Raw genomic sequence first — 22,610 nt, 5'->3', positions numbered from 1 at the left:
ATCTGTTGTACACGGAGCCGCGAGCCGCGTGGGTTTCGAAGCCGACGTCGTTTTCCGAGACCCGGTGAAGGAAGGGCGTTACTCCTGTCCTCGTTCGATATACTCAAACGTTTTCTCAAATGCGTTTATACGCCCCAGAAAGCGGACTCAATATGTGTGCGGGGAAGCCATACGTATTCGCGGATTCAGACACGACCATGATAATTCCGTCTGGACTGACTTCAGCCTGCACTATTTAATCAATAATAAAGCAAACACTACAAGTGTTCCGAGAAGTCGAACGTTTTTTCGGAAACATCTTTCGGTCGGCTCGAAACATCAGTCGGTTTCACCGATGCGAGTTGACATCGACCTACAAACTGCAAAAGTTGATGCAACGGAAATCCACCGGATTCTTGCCGAGATCTATATCGCTGAATTAGGCAGGCCAAAAGATAATCCACTGGATGCGAATGCTGTCGCAACATGGGGATCGGCATTGTTCACCTACGGTCCTCGCGACGACGTGATCGAAAGCCTACGTAAGCAGATCGCCGCATCCAAAGAATCGCGAGAGTTCAAAGCCACAAAAACGCAGAACAAGGCAATTAACCAGAGTGGTGGATCGGTCGTATTGTGAAACCAAAGGTTCTTGACCACCACCGCAATACCTCAACCGTTCGGCTCGTTTTCATGGGGAATTTAGCACCAGTTTCGAGAGCAGGTGCTGAGCAACGCCCTTACGGTCAAACGCAAAATGCTAAGATCGATGCAACCGGAGCGGTTTGAGAAGCCATAACGACAAAGTTAACTGCTAAGAAGCGGCAGCGAAACCAGTCAGCTCCACCCACTTGTTAGGGAAACGATTCCTCTGGCGATCTCACAGGTCTGTTGGCCGTCTAACAACGATGGACCTCGAAGCCATGAAAGACCGGGGGCAAGCTCAAGAACCTCAACCAAGCCGAAGATGTTGTCTTCCAGCGCCTATTCAATGCTCCAACAGACCATGTAAGCTCTCACCTGCTACGACAACTCTACACGTTTGAAGCATATCTGAAAGCGGTAGAATGAGCATACGTTTTGTTTAAGTTTTTGAAAACAGACCACGATGAGTTTCCCGGGGGCAAAAGCACAATTGCCCAATTAAATGAGCCCTCTTCCTGCTCTGAATGAGAGAACGCCTGACGAATAATCACACCTTCCCAAAAGCCACTTGAGAGGGTGTACGATTCTATGGTAGTGTATACGTAAGTCTGGTTCTGTTTTCCTCAGGAGGTATAAAAGCTCCTGATTTTGAAGCCAGTTAGAAAACGTGATCCGAGTCAGACCTATTGATTTGCTTCAATGAATACCGAAAGCCTACCTAATCATTTTGTCACTCAGATGCAGGATTCGCTAACATGAGCCAGGAGATCGTCTACACGTCCGCGCCTAAGGGCTTGAAGCCTGGGAGCCGTGGATTCTGTACCGTCATCGCCACCCAAGGAATGGCCCGGAATCTGGCAGAACGCTTGGAATCTCTAAGCGGCTACCGCCACGCCTTTGCGGTACACGACGAAAACGCCCATCTGAATCCTGTCAACTACTCCCATCTGAAGATCACGGTCGGCGGTCAGGAGTATTCGGTTTTATCCCGTATCTGCGATGCTGGCCAGGACTATACAGGGCGTACCAACAAGCTGGCCCACCATGTGGCTTTGACGCGTTCTGAACGTTCCCCCGCTGGCCCCGCTCACCAGCTGCAGCAGCCTGGGTTCTGTGTCGAAGAATGGGACTCTCAGACCCGTTATACAGAGATGAACTGCCACCATTTAAGCAGCGACCATCCTCCGCTAACCCAGTGCACCAGCTGGTCGCGCTGGTGTGATGCAGGCTGGGCAGGTGTGCTGGCACAATCCGCGTTGGAAGGCAAAAATCAGACGCAGACGATTATCTTTCCTGTCGAAGCCGGCAGCAATACGCTTGCCCTTGTAGCCGAGGCCTTACAGCTGTTGCCGGAAAAGAAACGTTGGGAAGTGACCTTCAGCACCTATTTCACAAAGCTGCCCGCGGGCGTGGATTGTCAGTGGCGTTTTGTATTGGACGATACTCCCGAAGCAGAAGTCGCCCGGCGTAATCCGCGAATGCCATTGATTGACCTCTGTGCCGATCTGGGGACCGTTCCAGAAGGCCCGCTGGTTGAAGCGGCAAGGACGGGGCATCTTCCTCTACAGCAGACAACTGAGGCGGTAAAAAATACCACAGAAATTGATCCCAGCCCGACACCAGCATCACCGGTGGCAGCTACCTCTTCCAAACGCCCTCCTCCTCTGGCTCAACATTTTCAGAAAACGAAATCGAATCGGGGCCGGTCTCTGCTGATTGGCACAGGCGTGGTTCTGTTTCTGCTGTTGATTGTGGGAACAGGTATCCTGTTAATGCCAAGGCAGAACAATGATCAGGAAAAAGTTGCCCAAACTCCCACTTCAGCACCAAAAATGAAGAACAAACAAAAGCTGAAAGAGATGGAGCAAGCCCAGGCAGAGGCGGCTGAGAAAAAAATGCAACATCTAGCCGCCGTCACTAAGGTTGAAACACCGACCATCGAAGAGTCTCCACTGGTTGCAGATAAACCGAAAGTAGCGGAGGTCACAAAAGCAACAGCCCCCCCTCGGGAGGTCGGGAAAGTTAACCCGCGCGATACTTATCTCGTGTTTGGCAAGCATCAGGACATAGATTTTAATAAGACTGGTAACAAGAAAGAGGATGATGGTACGTCCCCTCAATTCACTGGAGGCAAACTGTTAGTGCTGCCAATGTCCCGGGTGACGATTCATCTTCCGGGGCAGTTGGAACTGACTGTCCATGAGAAATCGGAAATCGAATTACCCATACCCGCGCAGGAAGCGGATACAGGCAATAAAACAATTCCCACCATTTCATTGAATTATGGTCGGATTACTGTGACAAACCAGAGCCAGAAAACTCGTGAGATCAAAGTCAATGTCGCGGGGCAAACAGATCAGGTTGAAATGATTCCACTTGGCTTTCCTTCGAATATTCCTGCGGAACTGGACGTGATTGTCCCACTGGCTCCCAGTGTTAGCCAGCTGGAACAACAGAAATATTATCTCAAGAAAAAGGGTAATATTATTCTCAGTTCAAACAACAAGTTTTTGCCGAAAAACAGAAAATATGAAGACGCAGTGAAACAGGCAGAGAGCAATTTAATTCTCTCACGGGAAATCATTTCCGCCCTGTCTTCAGAAAATGCAGCATCCTCTGATCCGAGATCTGAAAAATACTATCGCAACCTGAAACGGATTATGCTGAAAAAATTGGATCAGGCGCAGGGGCAGCAAAAAGCCCAGCTGGCCCTGGGGCTGGGACTGCTAGGCGAGGTAGACCCTGTGGTTCAGGCTCTGATGCAATCAGAGAATGATCAAGAACTAGCAGAATCATGGCCTGAGTTTGTAGGCGTGCTGAACTGGCAACTGGTCAGCCTACCCGAGAGTGATCAAGCGGCTCAGGAAAAATTGGAAGAACAGGTCTGGCAGGCGGTGAATAGACGGCTGACACCAGAAGAATCAATTCCCAGAATTTCCGAATTGAGAACAGAGTATGAGGATCAGCTGAAGGCCTATCATGCCGAGAAGGAGCAAGCGGAAAAAAAAGAGAAACCAGAGCTACCCCAAGAATTAGAGGATTCCTGGAGACGCCTTCAAACCGCAGAGAATTTATTGGACTTGATTCGCGGAGACACGACACGGTTAAAAAAAGACGTCTTTAATGAAGGTGGAACCGTTCGAGCAGAATCGGTTTTGCAAAATATCAAACGCGACATTTATTTCGAGAAGATTTTGCAATATGGCAACCAACAATTGAAAGTAGGCGATTATCTATCAAGAGCTCTTGTAATCTGGAACCTTGAACGAATTACTCGAAAGCAACACGCAAAATCTCGATTTTCTAATCCCTCTGATACTGATGATCCCAAGGCCATTGAGTATTGGATAAATGAGTTTGATAAAAGAAACTAGATCAAGAAGATCAAAAAATGGAACATCCACAGACAGTAGCCTCGCTCCGGTGATTCATTTTTAGTTCTTTCCTGTCAGCTGAGAAAGGACTAAATTGTTCTGATTTGCACAAAAATCAGGTAATTCTACCTGGAATGATCGATACGCAACACATCCCCAGAAAATCATATCAAAACTCTCGTTTCTGATGGACATGCATGTTAGTATATATGCCACTGGAGACTTTTGTTTCACCCTGTAGCCAGATTTATCCTGTTAGATTTACGTTAATTATTACGATTTCTATATCAATGGTCGGGGGGAAGTTTCCTTTGAGTGATCGTTCAGAGGGAGAAAATTTGTGTCGACGGGTCGTGGGCAAAAAACAGCTCAAACATTGCTAAAACAAGTCATCTGTCCCCACTGTTGGAATGAATTCCCCCCTGAAGAGATACTCTGGGTGGCTGCCCATTCAGATCTGACAGGCGATCCCCTTCTGGGCAGTGATGCTCAACAGCGATTTCTCCCCACACGCTTCAACGTTCAGGGGAAGGCCCTGGATATTAAGGGAGTCCCGTGCAGTAAGCTCGCCTGCCCGCAATGTCACCTGCTGATCCCCCGACAATTACTGGAAATGGAACCATTCTTTATATCAATTCTGGGTGCCCCCGGTTCAGGGAAATCATATTTTCTGGCAGCCATGACCTGGAAACTACGGTCGATATTAAGCAGTCAGTTCGGCCTTAGTTTTGGTGATGCAGATCCTGAAGCCAACCAGCTTTTAATCAATTATGAAGAAGAACTGTTTCTCAATTCTGACGACGATAAATTAGTTGCGCTCCGAAAAACAGAACTGGAAGGCGGGGAATTATACGAGACAGTCAATTATGGATCTGGGAGAACTGTGCAATATCCGAAACCATTCGTCTTTCCCATCCAACCAGAAGCGGGACACCAGTACGGTGCCCACAGCAGACGACTCGCACGTGCTTTATGCCTGTATGACAATGCGGGCGAACATTTTCTTCCGGGAAATGAAAATGCAAACAGACCGGTTCAGCATCTGGCGGTATCGCGAGTTCTTCTCTTTTTGTTTGATCCGACACAGCACCCCAAGTTCCGAAATGCCTGTAAAGATCAAAGCCAGGATCCACAGATTTTGAAGAATGTCTGGAGTAATCGTCAGGACCTGGTCTTCCAGGAAGCGGCAAACCGGATCCGAAACTATAAGGGGTTGCCGGCGCATGAAAAGGATGATCGTCCCCTGGTGGTTGTGGTCACCAAATATGATGCCTGGTGTTCCCTGGCCAGTGGGAAGCCTTTGAAAGAAGAGTGGGTGACCAGCGCCACGCAATCTGCCTATCAGGGGCTGAATCTAAAGCAGTTACGCAATATTTCAAGGCAGGTACGTGAAATCGTATCAAAGTATGCTCCGGAAATGGTCTCTGCTGTAGAAGGCTTTTCGTCAGACGTGATCTACATTCCAGCAAGCGCTCAGGGGCAAGCTCCTGAACTGATTGAAGAATCAGGCTATTTGGGTATTCGTCCCAAGGATATCAAGTCGATGTGGATTGAAATTCCCATGCTATATGCCCTCCACCGCTCTGTACCTGGCCTGATCGCAACGGTTAAAAACGGGGAACAGAAAAAGAAAGTATCGTCGTCAACCAGGCAAAAGACGACCGATCGGGACCACTCTTCCTCACCATCATAGCCGCGTTTATTCAGGGATTCGCTAACATGAGTCAGGAGATCGTCTACACATCCGCCCCTCAAGGCTTGAAGCCTAGCAGCCGTGGCTTCTGTACCGTGATCGCTACTCAGGGAATGGCCCGGAACCTGACCGAACGCCTGGAATCCCTGAGCGGCTACCGCCACGCATTTGCGGTACACGACGAAAACTCGCATCTGAATCCGGTAAACTACTCCCATCTGAAGGTCACGGTCGGCGGTCAGGAATATTCGGTTTTATCCCGTATCTGTGATGCCGGTCAGGACTACACAGGGCGTACCAACAAGCTGGCCCACCATGTGGCTTTGACGCGTTCTGAACGTCCCCCCGCAGGCCCTGCTTACCAGTTGCAGAAGCCTGGTTTCTGTGTCGAAGAATGGGATTCTCAAACCCGTTATACTGAAATGAACTGCCATCATTTAAGCGGCGACCACCCTCCGCTAACCCAATGCACCAGCTGGTCGCGCTGGTGCGATGCGGGCTGGGCAGGTGTTCTGGCACAATCCGTGTTGGAAGGAAAGAATCAGACACAGACAATAATCTTTCCTGTCGAGGCTGGTAGCAGCACGCTTGCACTGGTCGCCGAGGCCTTACAGCTGTTATCGGAAAAGAAACGCTGGGAAGTCACCTTCAGCACCTATTTCACAAAGCTGCCCGCGGGCGTGGATTGTCAGTGGCGTTTTGTGCTGGATGGTACACTGGAAGCAGACGCCGCCCGGCGTAATCCACGGATGCAGGTAATTGACCTCTGTGCTGATCTGGGAACTGCTCCGGAAGGAACACTGGTTGAAGCGGCAAGGACGGGGCAACTTCCCCAGCAGCAGAATACAGAGACTGTGATCGAATTTCGTGAAGCGGCACTGATTCCACCTCAAGAAATTGTACAGCAGGATTCTACTGAAGAGTTTCCCGATATCTCCGAATCGATTCCTCCTGTGCCACCTCCTATTGAGAAGACGCGGAGAGCTTCCGGTCCTCCCCCTCTGGAGAAACATTTCCAGAAGCCGAAAAAAAGGGGGCGTAAGTTGCTGATTGGTGCGGGAGTCGTTTTGCTCCTGCTGTTGAGCGCGGGAGCCGGTTACCTGTTTATGCCAGAACAGAGCCAGGATCCGGAAACGGTTGCCCATACACCGAAGACAGCACCGAGGTTAAAGAATAAAGAAGCCCTGGAGGTCATGGAGCAAGCCCGGCAGAAGCAGGCTCCAAAACTGATTCTTCCTGAAAAAGAGGTTAAAACAACCGAAGTTGTCATCTTTGACCATTCCCCTCTTGAAGCCGAAAAACCTAAAGTGAGCACATCACCAATAATAGTGAAACAACCGCTGGAAGATGTTCGTAAGAAACATCACCGGGTGCTTCCTTTGCCCTCCAATGACCATAGTTTGAATAGCAGCAGTGATCCGTTCGAGCTCACTAAGGTCTTTGTTAAAGAGAGACAGGGTTGTCATTTGCAGATTCTAGGAAGTGAGATCGTACTAGGGGATGGCAGTAAATTTATACTGGAACCGATCTCAGATAAAGTAAGGCAATGGAACGTGATCAAAAAGTCTGGGAGTGGTTTCGGTCAGAAAGTGGTGGGAAAATTTCAGTTAATCAACAACTCACTTAGCTTCGTTTGGGGGAAAGAACCTCCTGAAAAATGGCAATATTTGAAATATTGTCTGCTAAAAATCACCGCTGGTGGCGATTCTGTGCTCTGTCGTCTATCGAAACCAATCACCCTCAACCCCAAGCCGTTAAAACTTAGCTTTAACTCCAAAAAGGAGAAATTTAAGTTTCCGCCAGAAGCCAGACCTTTCCCCCCTTCTGAATATCTACAGCTTCTTGTATCCATTAAGGGAATATCCCAAAAACGCTTAGCTGGGTTCAATAAATTCGGTGTTCCAGCACCAACTCCCCTAAAACTAAATGGTGAGTACCGGGCTAGCATCTTCGACCCTACGGCTGAAGGGGACTCTGAAAAGTTTCTTGACCTGATCGTTAGCTTAGAAAATATCGACAGCAACACAGAGAGCGGAATTTCTATTCAGGCAGAAGCATTTGGCAAAGAACTTGATAGCAATCACAAAGAAAAACAATGGCATGAAATCACTTCTTTGGAGCATATTGATCGTAAAATAGATGATTGCAAAAAAGGAATCACTTCAAGTCTATCGTTTCTTTCCAAGATAGAGAAAGAGATAGCTGCTCAACAAGATAAAGTACAAGAGGGCCAGAGCATTATCAGTAAGATTGAAAGTGACTCCAGTCTACCTAAGCAAGATCAGCAAGCTTTTAATTATATTAAAACATTTCATATCGACTATCTGAATTTCTTTGGGTTAACAAGTATTAAGGATGCTAAGAATATACAAAAAAACAATGAGAGTTCACTAAAGAAGCTTGATAACAAAAAAAACATATATGGTATGAGAAAAGAATTCTCTGAAAAGAACCTGTCATGGTGCAACAAAATGCTGGAACTCTTCGACCAGTTAGAGAAGAACGTGACCATCAATTACGAACTGTTTATCGAAATCGAAGGCGAGAAGGTGGTGATTATCAAAACCAGCCCCGGTAACAAGAAACAGTAGCTTCCTTTAACAAAGAACCAATTACGACTTTTGTAACGATACGATGATTCCGTCAGGGACAAAAAGCTATGAGAGAGCAGCAAAGTATTATTGAAGAGATCCAGTCGATTCTGTCTTCGGACATCGATGCGGAACAGGAAGAACTGGAGGCCCTGGAGGGGCGATTCGTCAGTGCTGTTGAAGAGACCAATACACGGCTGCGGGAATGTGAAAACCTTTTACACCAGGGATTACGGACAGAGGCGCTGGGAAAATGTGAAATCGCCCCGAATCTGCTGGATATCGTCGCGATTCTGGACTTCCCCGGGCGTGAGGTCTGGGTCGATTATATTTCGCAATTCGATCTGCCGGCTCCTCCGGAATTACAACTTGATATTGCTGCTGACCTCAATGAAGCATATTCAGAAGAGCAACCATTAAATGGTCTCATGCGTTTAAATCGATTACATGCCCTGGCACGCAGTCCCTTAAAAACCCGCATTGGGATTCTGCGCCGGCTGGCAGAGGCTGACCAGAGCAACCCGATCTGGGAAGACGATCTGCACGATTTCGAACGCGCGCGTCAAAATCAGCTCAAAGATGAAGCGAATACGGCAGTAAAACAATTGGACTCAAAACAGCTGGCTCAACTAGAACAGGAACTGCTCGATCCCAACTGGCTGGAAAGACCTCCGAAAAAACTGATTTCAAAGGTATCCGCCACCCATTCGCAGCTGCGCGCCAAAGAGGCACGCAAAGAAATGACAGCAATCGAAGAAGGCCTGACGACGGCTTTCAGTGATTTTAATCTTCAGACCGCGCGCAGTTTGCGTCAGCGCTGGAATGCTCTGGTTCCGATTGCCAATCTCTCAGACGACGACCAGTTATGGGAACTGGCAGGGCCAGCTCTGGAATGGCTGGATCGGGAAGATCAGCAGGAGCAAGAGGAGCGAGACTATCAGACAGCACTTTCGCAGCTGGAACAGGCTTTAGATTCTGAGCTCCCCAAAGAAGAACTGGAGCGACATTATTATCAGGCTGTCAAAAACGATCGAGCGCTTCCGGACGTATTACATCGGCGACTTTCGGAACGCCTCGAATACCAGGAACTCGCAGCTCGGCGGAAAGGGCGGTTAATCATTTCCTGTGTTGCGATGGGAGTCTTATTGATCGGCGCCGGGATAACCTACCTGATTGTCAGACAGATCCATAATAAAGAACTGGCCACATCAGTGGCTGCTGCCACCGAATTGCTTGAGTCTGCCAGGGAGACGGGAAATTTCAAAGAAGTATCCAATTACTTCGATCAATTGGAATCAGAGAATCAGAGAGTTGCGGAGAGTACTGATATTAAGAAACTCAAGGCAGAGATGAAGCTTGCGATTGAAGCAGAGAGCGGACGGCAAGTTAAATTTCAAAATATCCTTGATGACGCTCGCGCCCGGGGTGTCTTGAACGCCAGCTGGGAGAATATGCCCGCCGCCCTGAAATGCCTGGACGAAGCGAAAGAAGTCGCAATCACCGATGCAGAGTATGGTCAGATTCTTGAATTGACGCGTAAGGTGAATGAAAAACAGTCCGGAATGCAGGAAGAGGTAGATAGTCGCTTCAGGGCAGATTTAGACAATTTAAAATCAAGCATGGCTGATGCTGACCAGGAAAATCTCACTCAACTGCAAAATCTTTTAAAACAGGCAAACGAGCTCAATGACCGCCCTCGTGTGAGTGCGGAATACGCGGTCCTGGTACCTCCGTTGATCAACTCCCTGAATTCCATGGTCACTACCACGCTGGAAAAACAGCGGGAGAACCGGGCTCTGTCACAGATTACAGATTCGATCGGAGATCGCAACAGGTACAAATCAGCCCTGGAGAAGTATTCTCATGCTCGGCAAACGGCTCGCGGGAAAGCCCTTCAGCAGGTTCTGGAGGACGAGTTTACTGTCTGGGTCGGGGTCAATGCCTGGAATCAGTTTATCGATCGCAGCACACGAACTGATTTCGGGACACTCTCCGCAGATGAATCAAAGGCCTGGGAAAGCGAAGCCAGAAAAGTACAGGAAGAATATAAAAGCTTTCCAGCTGCAGAAAGTATTCAGCCATTGCTCGATATGCTGCACTCTGTAAATAGTCGCATTTCTGAAAGCGGCGAGAAGTTACAAAATCAGTTAAATAATGTGTTCAACAATGAAACTGTCGCCAACCTGCTGATGATCAGAACAATCGATGGCAAAAGGTACTATTGCAAGGAACCCCCCAGATCAAGTGGCTCGGTGCTAGTGGTTAATTATCTGGAAGGGTTCGACTTAGTCAAAATTGGTGGTGTCGAACGTATTGAAAAAGAAAATATTGAATATCCCCCCCAAAGTGAAAAAGTCAATTATGCTGCGCCACAGGCAGTATTCAGCTCCTCAGCACAGGATCTGATGACCGACCTTGATCGAAAAGGGTGGGAGACGACTTTCATCGAGATCCTGGTATTGCTGTTTGAAAATACCGAGATGGAACCGGTTCTCAAACTTCAGTTGATCGAGAGTATCTTAAAAGTGGCATCCCAGGGCAGCTTGTTTATCAAGCAGGAATTTACTTCCCACATAGATCTGATAGCGAATTCCAATCTTGATTTTACCGTGAACTGGATCGATCCAGAGAACATCCACAGCAATCTCGCCAGAAAAAAAGCAATACGAGTTCTGGACAGAATGGAACACCCGAAAACCGCTCTCAAATCATTAGAAGCATATAAAGCGAAATGGAAGAATCCTGTTCTCGCAAATCAATATGAGTGGTATGGCTGGATGATTGAAGATAAAGCAGAAGATAAGTGGGTCTGTAAAACAAAAACGGTACCTGATGAGTCGGAAAACAAGAATTTATTTGCCATCTACCCTAAGTCTGAAACAGTTCAAATCGTAAAAGTTGGAGAAGTTCATAAAGGTAAGGTAACCCTTTCAGGACCTTCATCTGCTTTACAGGAAGGCCGTCCTGTGTTTTATGTAAAAGATGCGATGAAGTCGGACCAGAAGACACGTCAGTTGGATTCCAACTGATCATATTAAAATATGAGGACAGAATACTTTGTCAGATCAATTTTTCATACGAATTCGTGGAAATGTAAAAGGGCCACTCACTGCTGAGCAGATCAGGGTTCAAGCGAATCGTGGTCGTTTTGGACGACACAATGAAATATCCGAAGATGGTATCAACTGGACTCGCGCCTCTTCACGTCCTGACTTGTTTCCAGCTTCAGTGCAGCCCAAAGTCCGTAAGAAGCAGGAAACAGAAACAGTCTTAGAATTTCAGGCAGAAGACGAACTAACAGAATCTCCTAGCAAGAATGATTCATATGAGTTAGTGGAAGCACCAGATACCGATCAGAAAAACTGGTATTATTCACAGGATTCAGAACGTCAGGGACCAGTTTCATTTTCAAAGCTTCAGTCATTGGCCTCATCCGGTGCCCTGAAACCGAACGATTATGTATGCCAGGAAGGAATGGATGAGTGGGAATTAGGCAGTGAAATTCCTGGTTTATTTGCAACGCCGAAATCTGAAGTTATTCCAGTTGTAAATGCTGTAGAGGTGAATAATACCCGGCAGTCTGAATTTACGAGAACAGCCCCAATGGCCGTCGCCAGTCTGGTTCTGGGGCTGGTCGGTTTCAATGTTTTGTTTTTGTTAGGGAGCATTCTGGCTGTCATTTTTGGTCATGTCGCTCTCAAGCAGATTAAACAGGCTGGAGGAGGACTCAGCGGTCGTGGTATGGCAATGGCAGGCCTGATGCTGGGATATGGAGTTATTTTCGTTTGTTTGATCGTAATTATTATTCTATTCGTGTTAATGCTAATCGGCGTCATCGCGGCGAGTTCGTAGTTCCAGCATTGACTGCTCTATCAATTCGACAACTTGAGCTTTACATAAAAATATTCCGGGAGGATTGTTGGCTATTACCACTGAAGTTCCTCTTTCCTGGTCACGTCAGGATATAGAACAGCGTTTCGCTTTCAAAGGAGGAAGATACACACGTGTCAATACGTTACTCTCTATTCTGTTGGGAGTAATTTTGACAGTCGTTTTCTACGCGCTGCTCATTCCTCTGGAAGGAACGTTTTTCGCAGAAATGTTTACTAGGCGTGGTTTCATTCCGTACCTGATCTGTTTTTTTTCATTCTGGTCACTATCGATTTTGTTTATTAAGTACCGGAAGCTCTCCTTTCAAAAGAAAAGTCTGGCTTATATTGTCGTTCCCTCTGATACGAGTTTTGTGTTGTCATCAACCACAGTGGATACTGTAATTGATAATATTTATGAATGTGTTGATGATCCGAGGCATTTTGTACTTTTCAATCGGATCATAATCGCTCTCTCTAATTTGAGAAACCTGGGACGAGTTACTGACGTTGACGAAATTCTACGTTCGCAGGCGGTACACGATGAATCTTCAATGGAAACCAGTTACGCTCTTTTGAGCGGTTTTATCTGGGCTATTCCGGTTTTAGGATTTATTGGAACGGTACTTGGACTATCTCAAGCAATTGGCGGATTCGGAAAAGTTCTTCAGACCAGTGAAGAACTAAGTCAGATCAAGACTTCACTACAAGGGGTAACGGGAGGACTGGCGACTGCTTTCGAGACGACTTTACAGGCACTGATCGCAGCACTCTTCATTCAACTGATACTTACCTTCCTGAAAAAATCAGAGGAGGAATTTCTCGATTCCTGTTCTGAATACTGTATTACGAACATAGTCAATAAACTTCGCATCATGCCCTTTGAAACTCAGAATGACAATTGAGCGACATGACCGGCTGGTACTTTAAATCCGATGAAACAGAATGTGGTCCTTATTCATTGGATGAATTGATCTACCTGAAAAACAAGGGACAGATCACCCCAGGCTCGCTGGTAAAAAACGAGCATCAGAGCGGCTGGGTCCGAGCAGAGTCTGTTCGTGAACTGTTTTCAAAAGAACGATTGACGCATTCCAGAATTGAGCTTGCCACTTTAATTAAACCGAACGCTGTCAAAGAGGAATCAGACATCAGTTCTGAAATCGTTGATTTCATTGATGAAACGCCGGACAAAACAAATCTTCCCCCTCTGCCGGCGGAACATCGCAATCGAAGTCAGAAGAATGTCATTTTCAGCGTGCTGGCGGGGGGACTTCTGCTGCTGTTACTATTGCTGCTGATACTTTTTTATGGAAAGACCCAACCCAGCCGGAGACAGTTGCCAGATCAACATCCTCACAAAGCCAGGGAACGGGAATGTCAGGCGAACAAGGCCCAAAAGGAAAGACAGGGACCGGTGATACTTTGCCGTCATCTACAGAATCGAAAGCGAGCGGAGACAGTGTGGTAGCCCCGACTCCGATAGCTGAATCGCCAGAGGAAGTATCACAGGAAGTGTCCCAGGAGCCGAAACCTACTGAAATGAAAAATGGAAGGACTGACAAAGAACCACCTGCATCTGGCCTGCTCACCGCCAGTCGACTGGTGACAGCCAGCCCCAGTAATGAGAATTTCTCAGGGAATAACGAGGAAATCAATAAGCGAGTTGAACGCGAGGGAGGGAAAACCGGTGAAGTTCAGATCTCTCTGATCTGGAATAACAGAAATGATCTGGATTTGCATGTGTTATGCCCCTCTGGTGAACGGATTTCATTCGACCACAGGCGATCTGCTGATGGGGGCGAACTGGATGTTGACATGAATGTCAGAGGCGAATCAACTCGTCCGGTCGAAAACATTTTCTGGCCTCCCAAAGGTATGCAGAATGGAATCTATCGTGTCTTTGTCCATCATTACAGTCGACACGGATCCCCCGATCCAACCAGGTTTACTGTCAGGATCATTGAGGATGGGAAAAGCAGACAGTTTTCAGGAACCCTCAGTACAGGAGAGCCTGCCATGCAGATTGATAAATTATCTCGTTAAACGTCCTGGTAGCATGTGGAGTTGATTGTGCTGTTTGCGTCATCACATCCCCGGACATTTTCTTGATTACAAACATAGCTGTCCGTTTCACTCAGTTCATCGAATTTTTACAGATCTGCAATGTCTCGACGTGGTAAAAATAGATCAGCATTTTCACTTTTTGTTTTTCAAGACATCATCATGTCGGTAACAGGCATTATGATCCTGATTACATTGATTCTGTCACTGGAAATGATGGAACGCCAGGAAATGTCTCCCAGAGAAAGAACCAGTGAGATTATTTCTCAGCTGAAAAATGCTGTAGGAGAAGTCGAAGATCTGGAAAAGCAATTCAATGCTGGAAAGTCTCAGCTGGAAGATCTTACCCGATTCTCCCCTACTCGATTGCAAACACAAATCAACGAACTGACTGAGCTCACAGAAGTCATGCAAAAGGAAAATACGAGTATTGCTCAAGATCAAATGGAAACTAAAGTTGAAAGAAACAAGGCGGTCGAACAGCAGGATCAAATTAGAGAAGAACAATATAAAACGGAAGAAATCCAACGACAAGTCCAGGATTTGAAAGAACGACTGGAGAAGATGAAGCAGGAGAACCGTGTTATTTTTAACCCTGCTGAAGGGACATCTAAAACGCCTTGGCTTGTCGAACTCACTGCAAACAAAATCAGTGTGGCTGAAATGGGAAAATCTCAGGTACCATCTCAGTTTTCCAATGTGTCCCAATTCGAGGACTGGCTGACAGGCAGAAATCCAGCAACACAATATTTTGTTTTGTTAATCAAACCTGATGGCATAGAGCAGTTCCATTCCCTCCTGCCTCACCTTAAAGAAAAGAATTATGACGTCGGTTTTGATTTACTCTCCGCGAACCAAAAAGCTATCGATCCGCAAACAGGCGCAGGGAGTGGCTTAGAATGAGTCGAACGCGACGTACCGGCGAGGGCAATAGCCTCGAATTACTACTAGATACGATTTGCAATACGTTTGGGGGCGTGTTGTTTATATCAATTCTGGTCGTGATTCTGATCAACATGTCCAGCGATGCTGCTCAGGTCACCCCGCCCGATGAGGCAGAACTGATGGAAATGCAGATCGAGTTACAAAAATCGCAGGAGCGAATCCAGAAGCTCAAAAATGCGATTGATCAACAGCAGAGCATTGAAAGCCAGTTTGTCGATCCTGATACAAAAATGATCGTTCGAAAATGGACACAGCTCAATGCAGATTTAACCCGGTTACAAGAGAGCAAAGATCAGGCGCTCGCCAATATCAGCAAAGATCAGACCTTAATTAACAAAGTAGCTGCAGAGTCAAAACAAAGTGCCGATGCACTCGCCCAGGCGAAAGAGGAATATAACTCGCTGCTGAGCAGACTTCGGACGGAGGTGGAAACGCGAACCCAGGCTGCTAAGTTACCAAAATTAAGAAGAACCAGCAAAACTGAAATGGTGTTTTTTCTACGCGAGGGGTATTTGTCTTCTTACGCAAGAAAGATGGGAGAAGGCTCGTATGTTCCCAACACAAATGAAGTGGTTGAGAAAACAGGCCCCCAAGGGGCATACATTGAACCTGTTTCCTCAGCCGGTATAAAGATCTCGAAAGGCGACAACGCCATCCAGGAATCGCTTGAAAGACGTCTGGCTGACTTCAAGCCCAGCCAACACTATATTGCCGTTTTTGTTTCTCCCGATTCGTTTGAAGAATTCGCCGTTTTAAAAGACCTAATGGTTCAAAAAGGATTTGAATATCGTCTGGAGCCATACACACCAGATCAGAAAGTGTATATCGGCCCTGCCCAGAATGCTAAAAATGTACAATAGCGTTTGTTTCTGACTCTTTTTCCAATTGCTTCTTTAGAAGCAATTAGCGATAGGAAAAGTTTGACGTAGGGAAGAATACCCAATCTGAGCAGCCGAAGCTGTGCTCTGTGACTACTGCGATGAAGTCCTCAGACTCATTCTTGCCGTTCGCTTAGAATGACTTTAATGGTATCAGATAACTACAGTTAACTTTTACGACAACCTGCCACTCAACTAGCTCGTCGAATAACTCGGATTGGTTCCACCCGTGCACTACCGCACTTATCACAGCAAATCGGAGAACCAGGAATATCCTTTTCGTTAGGGTCTCGGCGGTCAAGGACTTTGACTTCGAATCGGTAGCCACACATCTGACATACAAATAACTTGATTAACACTATGTTTAGATCCTTACATTCCGGAAGTTCTTTACGAAGGCTGAGTTTCTACTTCGGTGTCATTACATGAATGATTATTGGAAGAAACTCACAGTCTATAAGCATCACTTAAAAATTCTTTTCAAATCGCGCTCAAATTCATCAAGTGCTTGCTGAGCACTCGGACCATCGTTTCCTTCAAAAACAATTTCACACCCACAAGTGCAACGCCGTGATCTACCATGCTTCATTTGATCAAGTTGCTGCTTCAATACGCGTCTGCAGCTTGGACATTTAATCTCAATTTCAAGTTTTTTCATTTCTAATCCTTTTTCAAAAAACTTCTATACTTGCATTTACGCTACCAGAATATCCACCTAAGTCGATAATAACGTGCCAGTTGCCAAAATATGGTGGCGACAATCGAATTGGCGATCGTTTTGCCAGTCCACCTCGGTAGTTGTATGATCGCCCGGATTTGTAATTGTGGTAGTTGCAATCGTCGAGCAGAATCACATTTGCTTGGCCAGAAATTGAGACTACAAAACAGTTATCCGCCCCGATCTGAGCTTCTGAATGTAAGTAATTCATCATATTCCTTTTCTTATGGCCAAAATTGATTAATCCAGACTAATGCCCCGCTATTCTGCTATTGCTGATCTGGCATTTCAAAATGGAGCCGCGAAGTCCAATAATATCTATGGCTGTCTACCACTACTACCAGAGGCCGCCGCAGTAAAGGAAGGGTATTTAAATTGAGAAGTCGTATTTGATGACTGATTCATCACTTGCCTTATCCATTTCCGTAGCATACAATATGACGTATTCGTCTATAGCAATCATCAAAAAAAACGCCGCAGCAAGAGACGGCAGTGTCACGTGAAAGTATACGGTTTCGTCATGCCTTTGTCAAGCGACAATTCATCATCATTCGGTCCAAAGCTTCGGAAAATTCGAGAAAACCGTGGATTAAGTCAGTCGGAACTAGCAGAAAAAGCAGGATTTCAGCCATCAGCCATCTCCCACTTTGAAACTGGTCGGAGGAGTCCGTCGTTCGACAACTTGCGGCGATTGGCCGATGCTCTGAACGTGACAATCGACTTCCTCCTCGGACGGGAGAAGAAAGCAGAGGGAGCAGGTCCAGTGGCCGAAAAGCTATTTCGCCACTTTTCCGAGATTTCGGCTGAAGACCAAGAGAACTTAGCGGACTTCGCCGCCATGCTGGCCAAGAAGAGCAGGAAGAGAGGCAATGATTAGGTCATGAACTCGAAACTTCTCGAACAGGAAGCGGAGTGGGTTGCTTCCAATGTCACCAAAGCATTCACGGAATTGCCAGTAGACCCATTCGGGCTTGCCGACAGTCACAACATAGTCGTTCAGGCGAAACCATCCAGCTCGTCTGGGGTCTCTGGATATCTTATTCGGGTCGGTGATCAGTTCGGAATTCAGTATGCGACGCACATCAAGGTGGAGGGGTTCAAACGGTTTACCGTTGCTCACGAGCTAGGCCACTACTTCCTACCGGGTCATCCCGAACATCTGTTTCCGAACGGTGAAGGGATTCACCACTCGATGAGTGGGTTCATTTCATCTGACAAATTTGAGAGGCAGGCGGATTTCTTTGCCGCTGCCCTCTTGATGCCACGTGATTTGTTCCTGGGTGCGTTAAGACGGGCGGGGGATGGGTTCGAGGGGATCGAAACACTTGCCGAGACGTGTGTGACGTCTATCACTGCGACAGCGATTCGATACACCAAGTTTGCTGAGGACCCGGTTGCCGTTGTCGTCAGCTCGGGAAATCAGGTCGATTACTGTTTTATGTCTGAGGCTTTGCGGGATCTTCCACGAATCGAGTGGTTGAAGAAGGGAACAGTACTACCAGCTTCAGCGACAGCAAAATTCAATACCAATTTCGAGAATATCGAAGAAGCAAGGCGAGTCGAGGGGTATACATGGCTGAACGAGTGGTTCGAAGGTGCCCCAGAAGTCGAGATGAAGGAAGACGTCGTAGGTCTCGGGAGCTACGGAAGAACTCTGACGGTGCTCCACACGAGTGAAGCACTTGCAGAAGATGTAGAAGAAGAGGACGACGATTATCGTTTCTCGCCATATCGCATGTGAATTAGCCTTTCGATTGAAACCTAATGCCGGTCAGAAACCAAAGCGGTCACCGATATTCTTTTAAAATAATCACTACCATTTCACTTACACGAGACAAATGATACTTTGTCAAATCCGCATTTCACAGGATACTGTAAATGGCTGATCTGTTTTTTTCCTATTCGCATCGAGACGAGGGCATCCGTGATGAGTTAGAGACCCACTTGGTGATGTTAAAACGTCAAAATGTAATCGAAACATGGCATGATCGTCGAATTGTTGCTGGTGACGAATTCGACGGACAAATCAGTGAGCATTTAGAATCAGCCGATATCATTCTTCTTTTAATCAGCCCATATTTTCTTGCTTCGAATTATTGCTATGACGTTGAATTGACGCGTGCGATGGAAAGACATGAACAAGGATTGTCGCGTGTAATCCCCGTGATTGTTGATCCTTGTGATTGGCATTCAGCACCATTTGGAAAGTTGCTAGCTATGCCGAAAGACGGTAGACCGATTTCTAAATTTCCAAATGTTCATGATGCGTTTTTGGAAGTAACAAATGCCATTCGCCATGCAGTTATATCCAACACCAAAAGCGGTTCTATTCAAAAGATTCCGACTGGAATTGCCCATCTCGTCTCGGAAAAACCGAGGTCAAGTAACCTTCGGATAAGAAAGCAGTTTTCTGAGCGTGACAAAGACATATTTCGTGAGGAAACCTTCTTGTATATTGCACGTTTTTTCGAAGAATCACTCAGTGAATTAGAGTTGAGAAATGAGTCAATTGAGACAAATTTCAAACGTATTGATGGGAATACATTTACTGCAACGATTTACGAAGACGGCGGAAGTATATCCGAATGTTCTGTTAGTCTTTCCAGTAGCTTCGGTGGTAGTAATATCGTTTACAGTTCTGACAAGTCTAGTCGAGGAAACTCCTTCAATAACATGCTGACTATCGTCGACGACGGCATGTCACTTGGCTTGTCCGCGTCTATGAATCATGGGTTTGGTAACCAAAGCAAGGATCAACTTACGCAACAAGGTGCAGCAGAGGTTTTTTGGGCAGTTTTGATATCTCCCCTACAAGGTTAACAACGAAAGACGAAGATCCTGCATTCGCGAGAAGGTTTGCACGTCAATCACAAGCTGGTGTACCGGCTCTATGTTGAAGAAGGCCTGCAAATGAGCCGAAAATGTCACCGGCGGAATCGAAACTGTCAGGTTCGGAATTACGACAGTTAGCCAGTCGCGCCAATGAAAGATGGAGCATGGACTTCATGTCCGGTCGTCTGAATTTTGCACTGAGATTTCGACTGTTGACGTCTGTCGATAACTTTAGCCGTGAGAGTCTAGCGATTCAGGCCAGCCAGCGTCTGACCGGCGATGATTTTGATCAGATTCTGGAGCAGTTCACGAAGCAGAGTGGTGCCCATCCGGAAACGATTCGAGTTGATAATGGCCTTGAATAAATCTCGAAGAGTCTGGACTATTGGGCTTACTGGAACCGTGTGAAACTTGACTTCAGACGTCCGGAAATCCTACAGACAATGCGATTATTGAATACTTCAACGGTCGACTGCGACAGGAATGTTTGAATCAGCACTGGTTCCTGTCACTGGAAGATGTCCTGGAAAACTGGATTCCTAGCGGATGGGTTTTCAGCGCGCAATCCAGAACTTTCGAAGAGTCATCTAAAGCGTATTATTGGAGAAAGTCACACACGTGCTAGTAGTCCTATTTGATATCTCGGTTGGGTAGACCTCAGCAGATTGGCTCACAGTCGTCTGGAAATCTTTTCGTCAACAACTTACATCTGCACAGTAAATTGATATATTTATTTTATGCCTCATTCATTCCCGTCCGGCGTGCGGACGTATGTGATCTGCTCAAGATGATCACAAAAGAATTTTAATTCAGAGACACATCTGCCTGAAAGTCTAGCTACCGGTTCCGATACTTAACTTCAAGCTAGCCGCGTGCTGCGTCAGACGATTTCCCGGTACCACACAACTGCACTTCACTCTCAAGTAGATATCCACATCAGTGTAAATACCTGCTTCCACTTTGAGCACCAGCCTTAACTGATTAGCCTAATACTTATTTTCTAAAAGAATTGCCTGGAGCTTTTCAATAAAGTCATTCAGGGGCAGCCCCATTGCCTTGCAAATATCATAGAGCTCCAGAATGTCGAGTCTGCGTTCCCCGGACTCGTATTTGCTAACAAATGATTGCGGCCTCCCCAGTCGCTCAGCCACATCATCCTGGCGCAGGCCTGCTTCTTTCCTGGTTTCTCGCAGTAAATCGAGCAGTATGCGCTGCCGTTGCGTATATAGATTCTTTTTCAAACTCCCTGTACCTCCTAAAAAGTACAGGAAGATTACATCCCACTTGAGGATATCCCATTACAGGATATAATAGTCAGGTCGAAGTAATTAAGTTGCCGGGATGATGCTTGAAGCTCTATGGCTTTAGGTGCAGCAAATACGGGTTCATATCCTTCGTGTTAGTCCGTCGGAACATCGTCTCCGGATGGTTGATTCTGGAATCTTCGTCCAGTGGAAGCGATCTAAAAAGTGCCCACCTGAAGTGGTGTGCGAAGCGGGTTCTGTAAGTTGAAGCATCATAATTCTTCTGAACTACAGAACTATTTAACAACATTGGGTGCAATCACAATGAGCGTAAAACAAAAAGACAAAATCGCGGATGGGAGCGAGTGATATGGAATTCCAAGAGGTAGATTCCAAATGGTGGCTGGCAAATGGCGATCAACATGAGGGGCCGTTCTCTGTAGAAGAAATTCTCGCACGGATATCCCAGTCCGACCTGAGAAACGATCAACTGGCGTGCCCCGTTGGAGGTAGTGAGTGGAAACCTCTTAGAGAATGGGACGCATTTTCTGAACAGTTAGATGACTCTGAACTGATCCCGCCTCCCCCTCCGTTACCGTCACAAAAACCTGGCAAAGTTCCCTGGAGCCCAAGTCATCTCTGGTACCTGGGATTTCTTTTCAGCCCTCTGTGGTTGGGGATTCTAATCGCCATTAACGGCAAAAGACTGAAACAGAAAATATCAGTCTGGGGGCCCGTGGGGTTGGGGATTGGCTGGCTCATCGCAGATATTATTTTTGATCAGATCGCGCAAGGCTCCCTAATTGTCTCACTACTACTACTGGGGGGATTTGCGTTCGCGTTCTGGTACTTGTTTCTTGAGAAACAGCAGGAACAGTTTGAATCCATTACGGAGACTAATAAGAGCCCTGGTAGCTGGTTAGTCCCCTGTCTAGCCGGATCTCCGTTGGCCCTGCTTCAGCTGGCTGGACTTGCCGTTGCATTTCTTCCAACTGGTCCTCGGGATGTCTGTAGTGAGTTTCTGGCCGCTGAAACTCCCGATGAAGCAAAACAATATACCACATCTAACATGATGCCGATTATTCGGCAGTTCGAGCTTCTCGAAACTCTTCTCAAGCAACTTCCAGAATCACAGAAAGACGAAGAAGAGATTGAATACTTTCAACTGACTGACGAAGCTGAAGCTGCTCCCGATGTCGGTGGGTATTTAGTTGGTTACCGATCTACGATGCCTGACGAAGCTGGTGGTACTTTCACCCTGAATGGTTATTTTCATTTATTAGAAGTCAAGGATGAATGGAAAATTGACAGCTGGATCATTACACACTTCAACAATCAACCCCTGGATAACGGCCCCACATCGATGTTGACTTTTTACAGGGGGATCACTGATGAACTGCAGCGACAGATTGAACAAAAATCTCCAACCGCAAAAGATAAAAACCCGCTGAAACGAGATTATTCGATTTATAACTATGATATCACACAGACAGACAAATCGAATGATCCAGTTTCCACAGAGAAATCAGCCCCTCAAAAGCCCTCAGTTTCAAAAGAATCAAATGAACAACCTGTCAAAAATAGTTCTGACATCAAAAGTGTGATCATTGGATTTCTTCAAAGTATCTTCGGAGAGACCGGAGGTCGAATCGTCTTTTTGCTGATCATAATCGGAGCCATATACATTTACTCAAGTAATACACGCTCTTGACTTCTTTCCAGAAAAGAATCTGGAAAAGCCAACGCACATTTTAGATTATCTGCCCACAAAGGAACTT

18 protein-coding genes and 2 pseudogenes are annotated in these 22,610 nt (G+C 46.5%); 17 read left to right on the top strand and 3 right to left on the bottom strand.

Annotation, left to right across the window (positions count from 1 at the left end; all coding sequences use genetic code 11):
- The first annotated feature begins 334 nt into the window (after nt 1-334).
- From F1728_RS25615 to F1728_RS25565, 11 genes are all read left to right on the top strand, one after another.
- Complete coding sequence (locus tag F1728_RS25615; RefSeq protein WP_155366415.1) at nt 335-619, top strand: hypothetical protein; 285 nt, start codon at nt 335-337, stop codon at nt 617-619.
- Between the two features lie 760 nt (nt 620-1,379).
- Nucleotides 1,380-3,998 carry a GAP1-N2 domain-containing protein gene (locus F1728_RS25610; protein ID WP_155366414.1) on the top strand — a complete coding sequence of 873 codons (2,619 nt, stop codon included), beginning with the start codon at nt 1,380-1,382 and terminating at the stop codon, nt 3,996-3,998.
- Between the two features lie 439 nt (nt 3,999-4,437).
- Nucleotides 4,438-5,691, top strand: a complete 1,254-nt coding sequence (locus tag F1728_RS25605) for a hypothetical protein (RefSeq protein WP_155366413.1) — start codon at nt 4,438-4,440, stop codon at nt 5,689-5,691.
- Between the two features lie 26 nt (nt 5,692-5,717).
- A complete protein-coding gene (locus F1728_RS25600) occupies nt 5,718-8,282 on the top strand; it encodes a GAP1-N2 domain-containing protein (protein WP_155366412.1) in 2,565 nt (854 codons plus the stop codon).
- A 68-nt stretch (nt 8,283-8,350) separates the two neighbouring features.
- Nucleotides 8,351-11,311, top strand: coding sequence for a hypothetical protein (locus F1728_RS25595; RefSeq protein WP_155366411.1), 2,961 nt, complete (start codon nt 8,351-8,353; stop codon nt 11,309-11,311).
- Nucleotides 11,312-11,339: 28 nt separating this feature from the next.
- Nucleotides 11,340-12,134 carry a GYF domain-containing protein gene (locus tag F1728_RS25590; protein WP_155366410.1) on the top strand — a complete coding sequence of 265 codons (795 nt, stop codon included), beginning with the start codon at nt 11,340-11,342 and terminating at the stop codon, nt 12,132-12,134.
- Between the two features lie 67 nt (nt 12,135-12,201).
- A complete protein-coding gene (locus F1728_RS25585) occupies nt 12,202-13,056 on the top strand; it encodes a MotA/TolQ/ExbB proton channel family protein (RefSeq protein WP_228030349.1) in 855 nt (284 codons plus the stop codon).
- Nucleotides 13,057-13,061: 5 nt separating this feature from the next.
- The gene (locus F1728_RS32755; protein ID WP_228030884.1) at nt 13,062-13,622 is read left to right on the top strand and encodes a DUF4339 domain-containing protein; all 561 of its coding nucleotides are present in this window, start codon (nt 13,062-13,064) and stop codon (nt 13,620-13,622) included.
- Between the two features lie 71 nt (nt 13,623-13,693).
- A complete protein-coding gene (locus F1728_RS25575; RefSeq protein WP_155366408.1) occupies nt 13,694-14,197 on the top strand; it encodes a YfaP family protein in 504 nt (167 codons plus the stop codon).
- A 120-nt stretch (nt 14,198-14,317) separates the two neighbouring features.
- Nucleotides 14,318-15,118, top strand: coding sequence for a hypothetical protein (locus F1728_RS25570; protein WP_155366407.1), 801 nt, complete (start codon nt 14,318-14,320; stop codon nt 15,116-15,118).
- Entirely contained in the window at nt 15,115-16,020 is a 906-nt protein-coding gene (locus F1728_RS25565; protein WP_155366406.1) for a hypothetical protein, read from the top strand. Before F1728_RS25570 ends, F1728_RS25565 begins: the two co-directional genes overlap by 4 nt.
- Before the next feature lie 481 nt (nt 16,021-16,501).
- Here the strand turns inward: F1728_RS25565 and F1728_RS25560 are convergent, their stop codons facing one another.
- Together F1728_RS25560 and F1728_RS32750 are read right to left on the bottom strand one after the other, a co-directional pair.
- On the bottom strand, nt 16,502-16,696 hold the full coding sequence (locus tag F1728_RS25560; RefSeq protein ID WP_155366405.1) for a hypothetical protein: 195 nt from the start codon (nt 16,694-16,696) through the stop codon (nt 16,502-16,504).
- A gap of 13 nt (nt 16,697-16,709) precedes the next feature.
- Nucleotides 16,710-16,967 carry a DUF1883 domain-containing protein gene (locus F1728_RS32750; RefSeq protein WP_228030883.1) on the bottom strand — a complete coding sequence of 86 codons (258 nt, stop codon included), beginning with the start codon at nt 16,965-16,967 and terminating at the stop codon, nt 16,710-16,712.
- A 288-nt stretch (nt 16,968-17,255) separates the two neighbouring features.
- Here F1728_RS32750 and F1728_RS25550 point away from each other — a divergent pair, with 288 nt between their 5' ends.
- The 4 genes and pseudogenes from F1728_RS25550 to F1728_RS32860 all read left to right on the top strand — a co-directional run.
- The gene (locus tag F1728_RS25550) at nt 17,256-17,633 is read left to right on the top strand and encodes a helix-turn-helix domain-containing protein (RefSeq protein ID WP_228030348.1); all 378 of its coding nucleotides are present in this window, start codon (nt 17,256-17,258) and stop codon (nt 17,631-17,633) included.
- 3 nt (nt 17,634-17,636) lie between these two features.
- On the top strand, nt 17,637-18,497 hold the full coding sequence (locus F1728_RS25545) for an ImmA/IrrE family metallo-endopeptidase (protein ID WP_155366403.1): 861 nt from the start codon (nt 17,637-17,639) through the stop codon (nt 18,495-18,497).
- Nucleotides 18,498-18,634: 137 nt separating this feature from the next.
- Nucleotides 18,635-19,576 (top strand): toll/interleukin-1 receptor domain-containing protein, encoded by a 942-nt coding sequence (locus F1728_RS25540; RefSeq protein WP_155366402.1) that lies wholly within the window; start codon nt 18,635-18,637, stop codon nt 19,574-19,576.
- 101 nt (nt 19,577-19,677) lie between these two features.
- Nucleotides 19,678-20,123 (top strand): annotated as a pseudogene (locus tag F1728_RS32860) (DDE-type integrase/transposase/recombinase); the annotation flags it as partial.
- 451 nt (nt 20,124-20,574) lie between these two features.
- Here the strand turns inward: F1728_RS32860 and F1728_RS25525 are convergent.
- On the bottom strand, nt 20,575-20,829 hold the full coding sequence (locus F1728_RS25525) for a helix-turn-helix domain-containing protein (protein WP_155366400.1): 255 nt from the start codon (nt 20,827-20,829) through the stop codon (nt 20,575-20,577).
- Nucleotides 20,830-21,187: 358 nt separating this feature from the next.
- Here F1728_RS25525 and F1728_RS32740 point away from each other — a divergent pair.
- Together F1728_RS32740 and F1728_RS25520 are read left to right on the top strand one after the other, a co-directional pair.
- Nucleotides 21,188-21,361 (top strand): annotated as a pseudogene (locus tag F1728_RS32740) (GYF domain-containing protein); the annotation flags it as partial.
- 207 nt (nt 21,362-21,568) lie between these two features.
- Nucleotides 21,569-22,543: a hypothetical protein gene (locus F1728_RS25520; RefSeq protein ID WP_228030904.1), complete on the top strand. Its 975-nt coding sequence runs from the start codon at nt 21,569-21,571 to the stop codon at nt 22,541-22,543.
- Nucleotides 22,544-22,610 lie beyond the last annotated feature (67 nt).

Origin of the sequence: Gimesia benthica, from assembly GCF_009720525.1 — a bacterium.
Lineage (GTDB): Bacteria > Planctomycetota > Planctomycetia > Planctomycetales > Planctomycetaceae > Gimesia > Gimesia benthica.
Note: the sequence above shows the minus strand (reverse complement) of the source record. Positions and strands in the feature narration are given on the sequence as shown.

Bases quoted from the DNA above. Each gene is read 5' to 3' on its own strand.
- F1728_RS25615 (WP_155366415.1), top strand. From the start codon at position 335: ATGCGAGTTGACATCGACCTACAAACTGCAAAAGTTGATGCAACGGAA.
- F1728_RS25610 (WP_155366414.1), top strand. From the start codon at position 1,380: ATGAGCCAGGAGATCGTCTACACGTCCGCGCCTAAGGGCTTGAAGCCT.
- F1728_RS25600 (WP_155366412.1), top strand. From the start codon at position 5,718: ATGAGTCAGGAGATCGTCTACACATCCGCCCCTCAAGGCTTGAAGCCT.
- F1728_RS25595 (WP_155366411.1), top strand. From the start codon at position 8,351: ATGAGAGAGCAGCAAAGTATTATTGAAGAGATCCAGTCGATTCTGTCT.
- F1728_RS32755 (WP_228030884.1), top strand. From the start codon at position 13,062: ATGACCGGCTGGTACTTTAAATCCGATGAAACAGAATGTGGTCCTTAT.
- F1728_RS25575 (WP_155366408.1), top strand. From the start codon at position 13,694: ATGAAAAATGGAAGGACTGACAAAGAACCACCTGCATCTGGCCTGCTC.
- F1728_RS25570 (WP_155366407.1), top strand. From the start codon at position 14,318: ATGTCTCGACGTGGTAAAAATAGATCAGCATTTTCACTTTTTGTTTTT.
- F1728_RS25565 (WP_155366406.1), top strand. From the start codon at position 15,115: ATGAGTCGAACGCGACGTACCGGCGAGGGCAATAGCCTCGAATTACTA.
- F1728_RS25560 (WP_155366405.1), bottom strand. From the start codon at position 16,696: ATGAAAAAACTTGAAATTGAGATTAAATGTCCAAGCTGCAGACGCGTA.
- F1728_RS32750 (WP_228030883.1), bottom strand. From the start codon at position 16,967: ATGAATTACTTACATTCAGAAGCTCAGATCGGGGCGGATAACTGTTTT.
- F1728_RS25545 (WP_155366403.1), top strand. From the start codon at position 17,637: ATGAACTCGAAACTTCTCGAACAGGAAGCGGAGTGGGTTGCTTCCAAT.
- F1728_RS25540 (WP_155366402.1), top strand. From the start codon at position 18,635: ATGGCTGATCTGTTTTTTTCCTATTCGCATCGAGACGAGGGCATCCGT.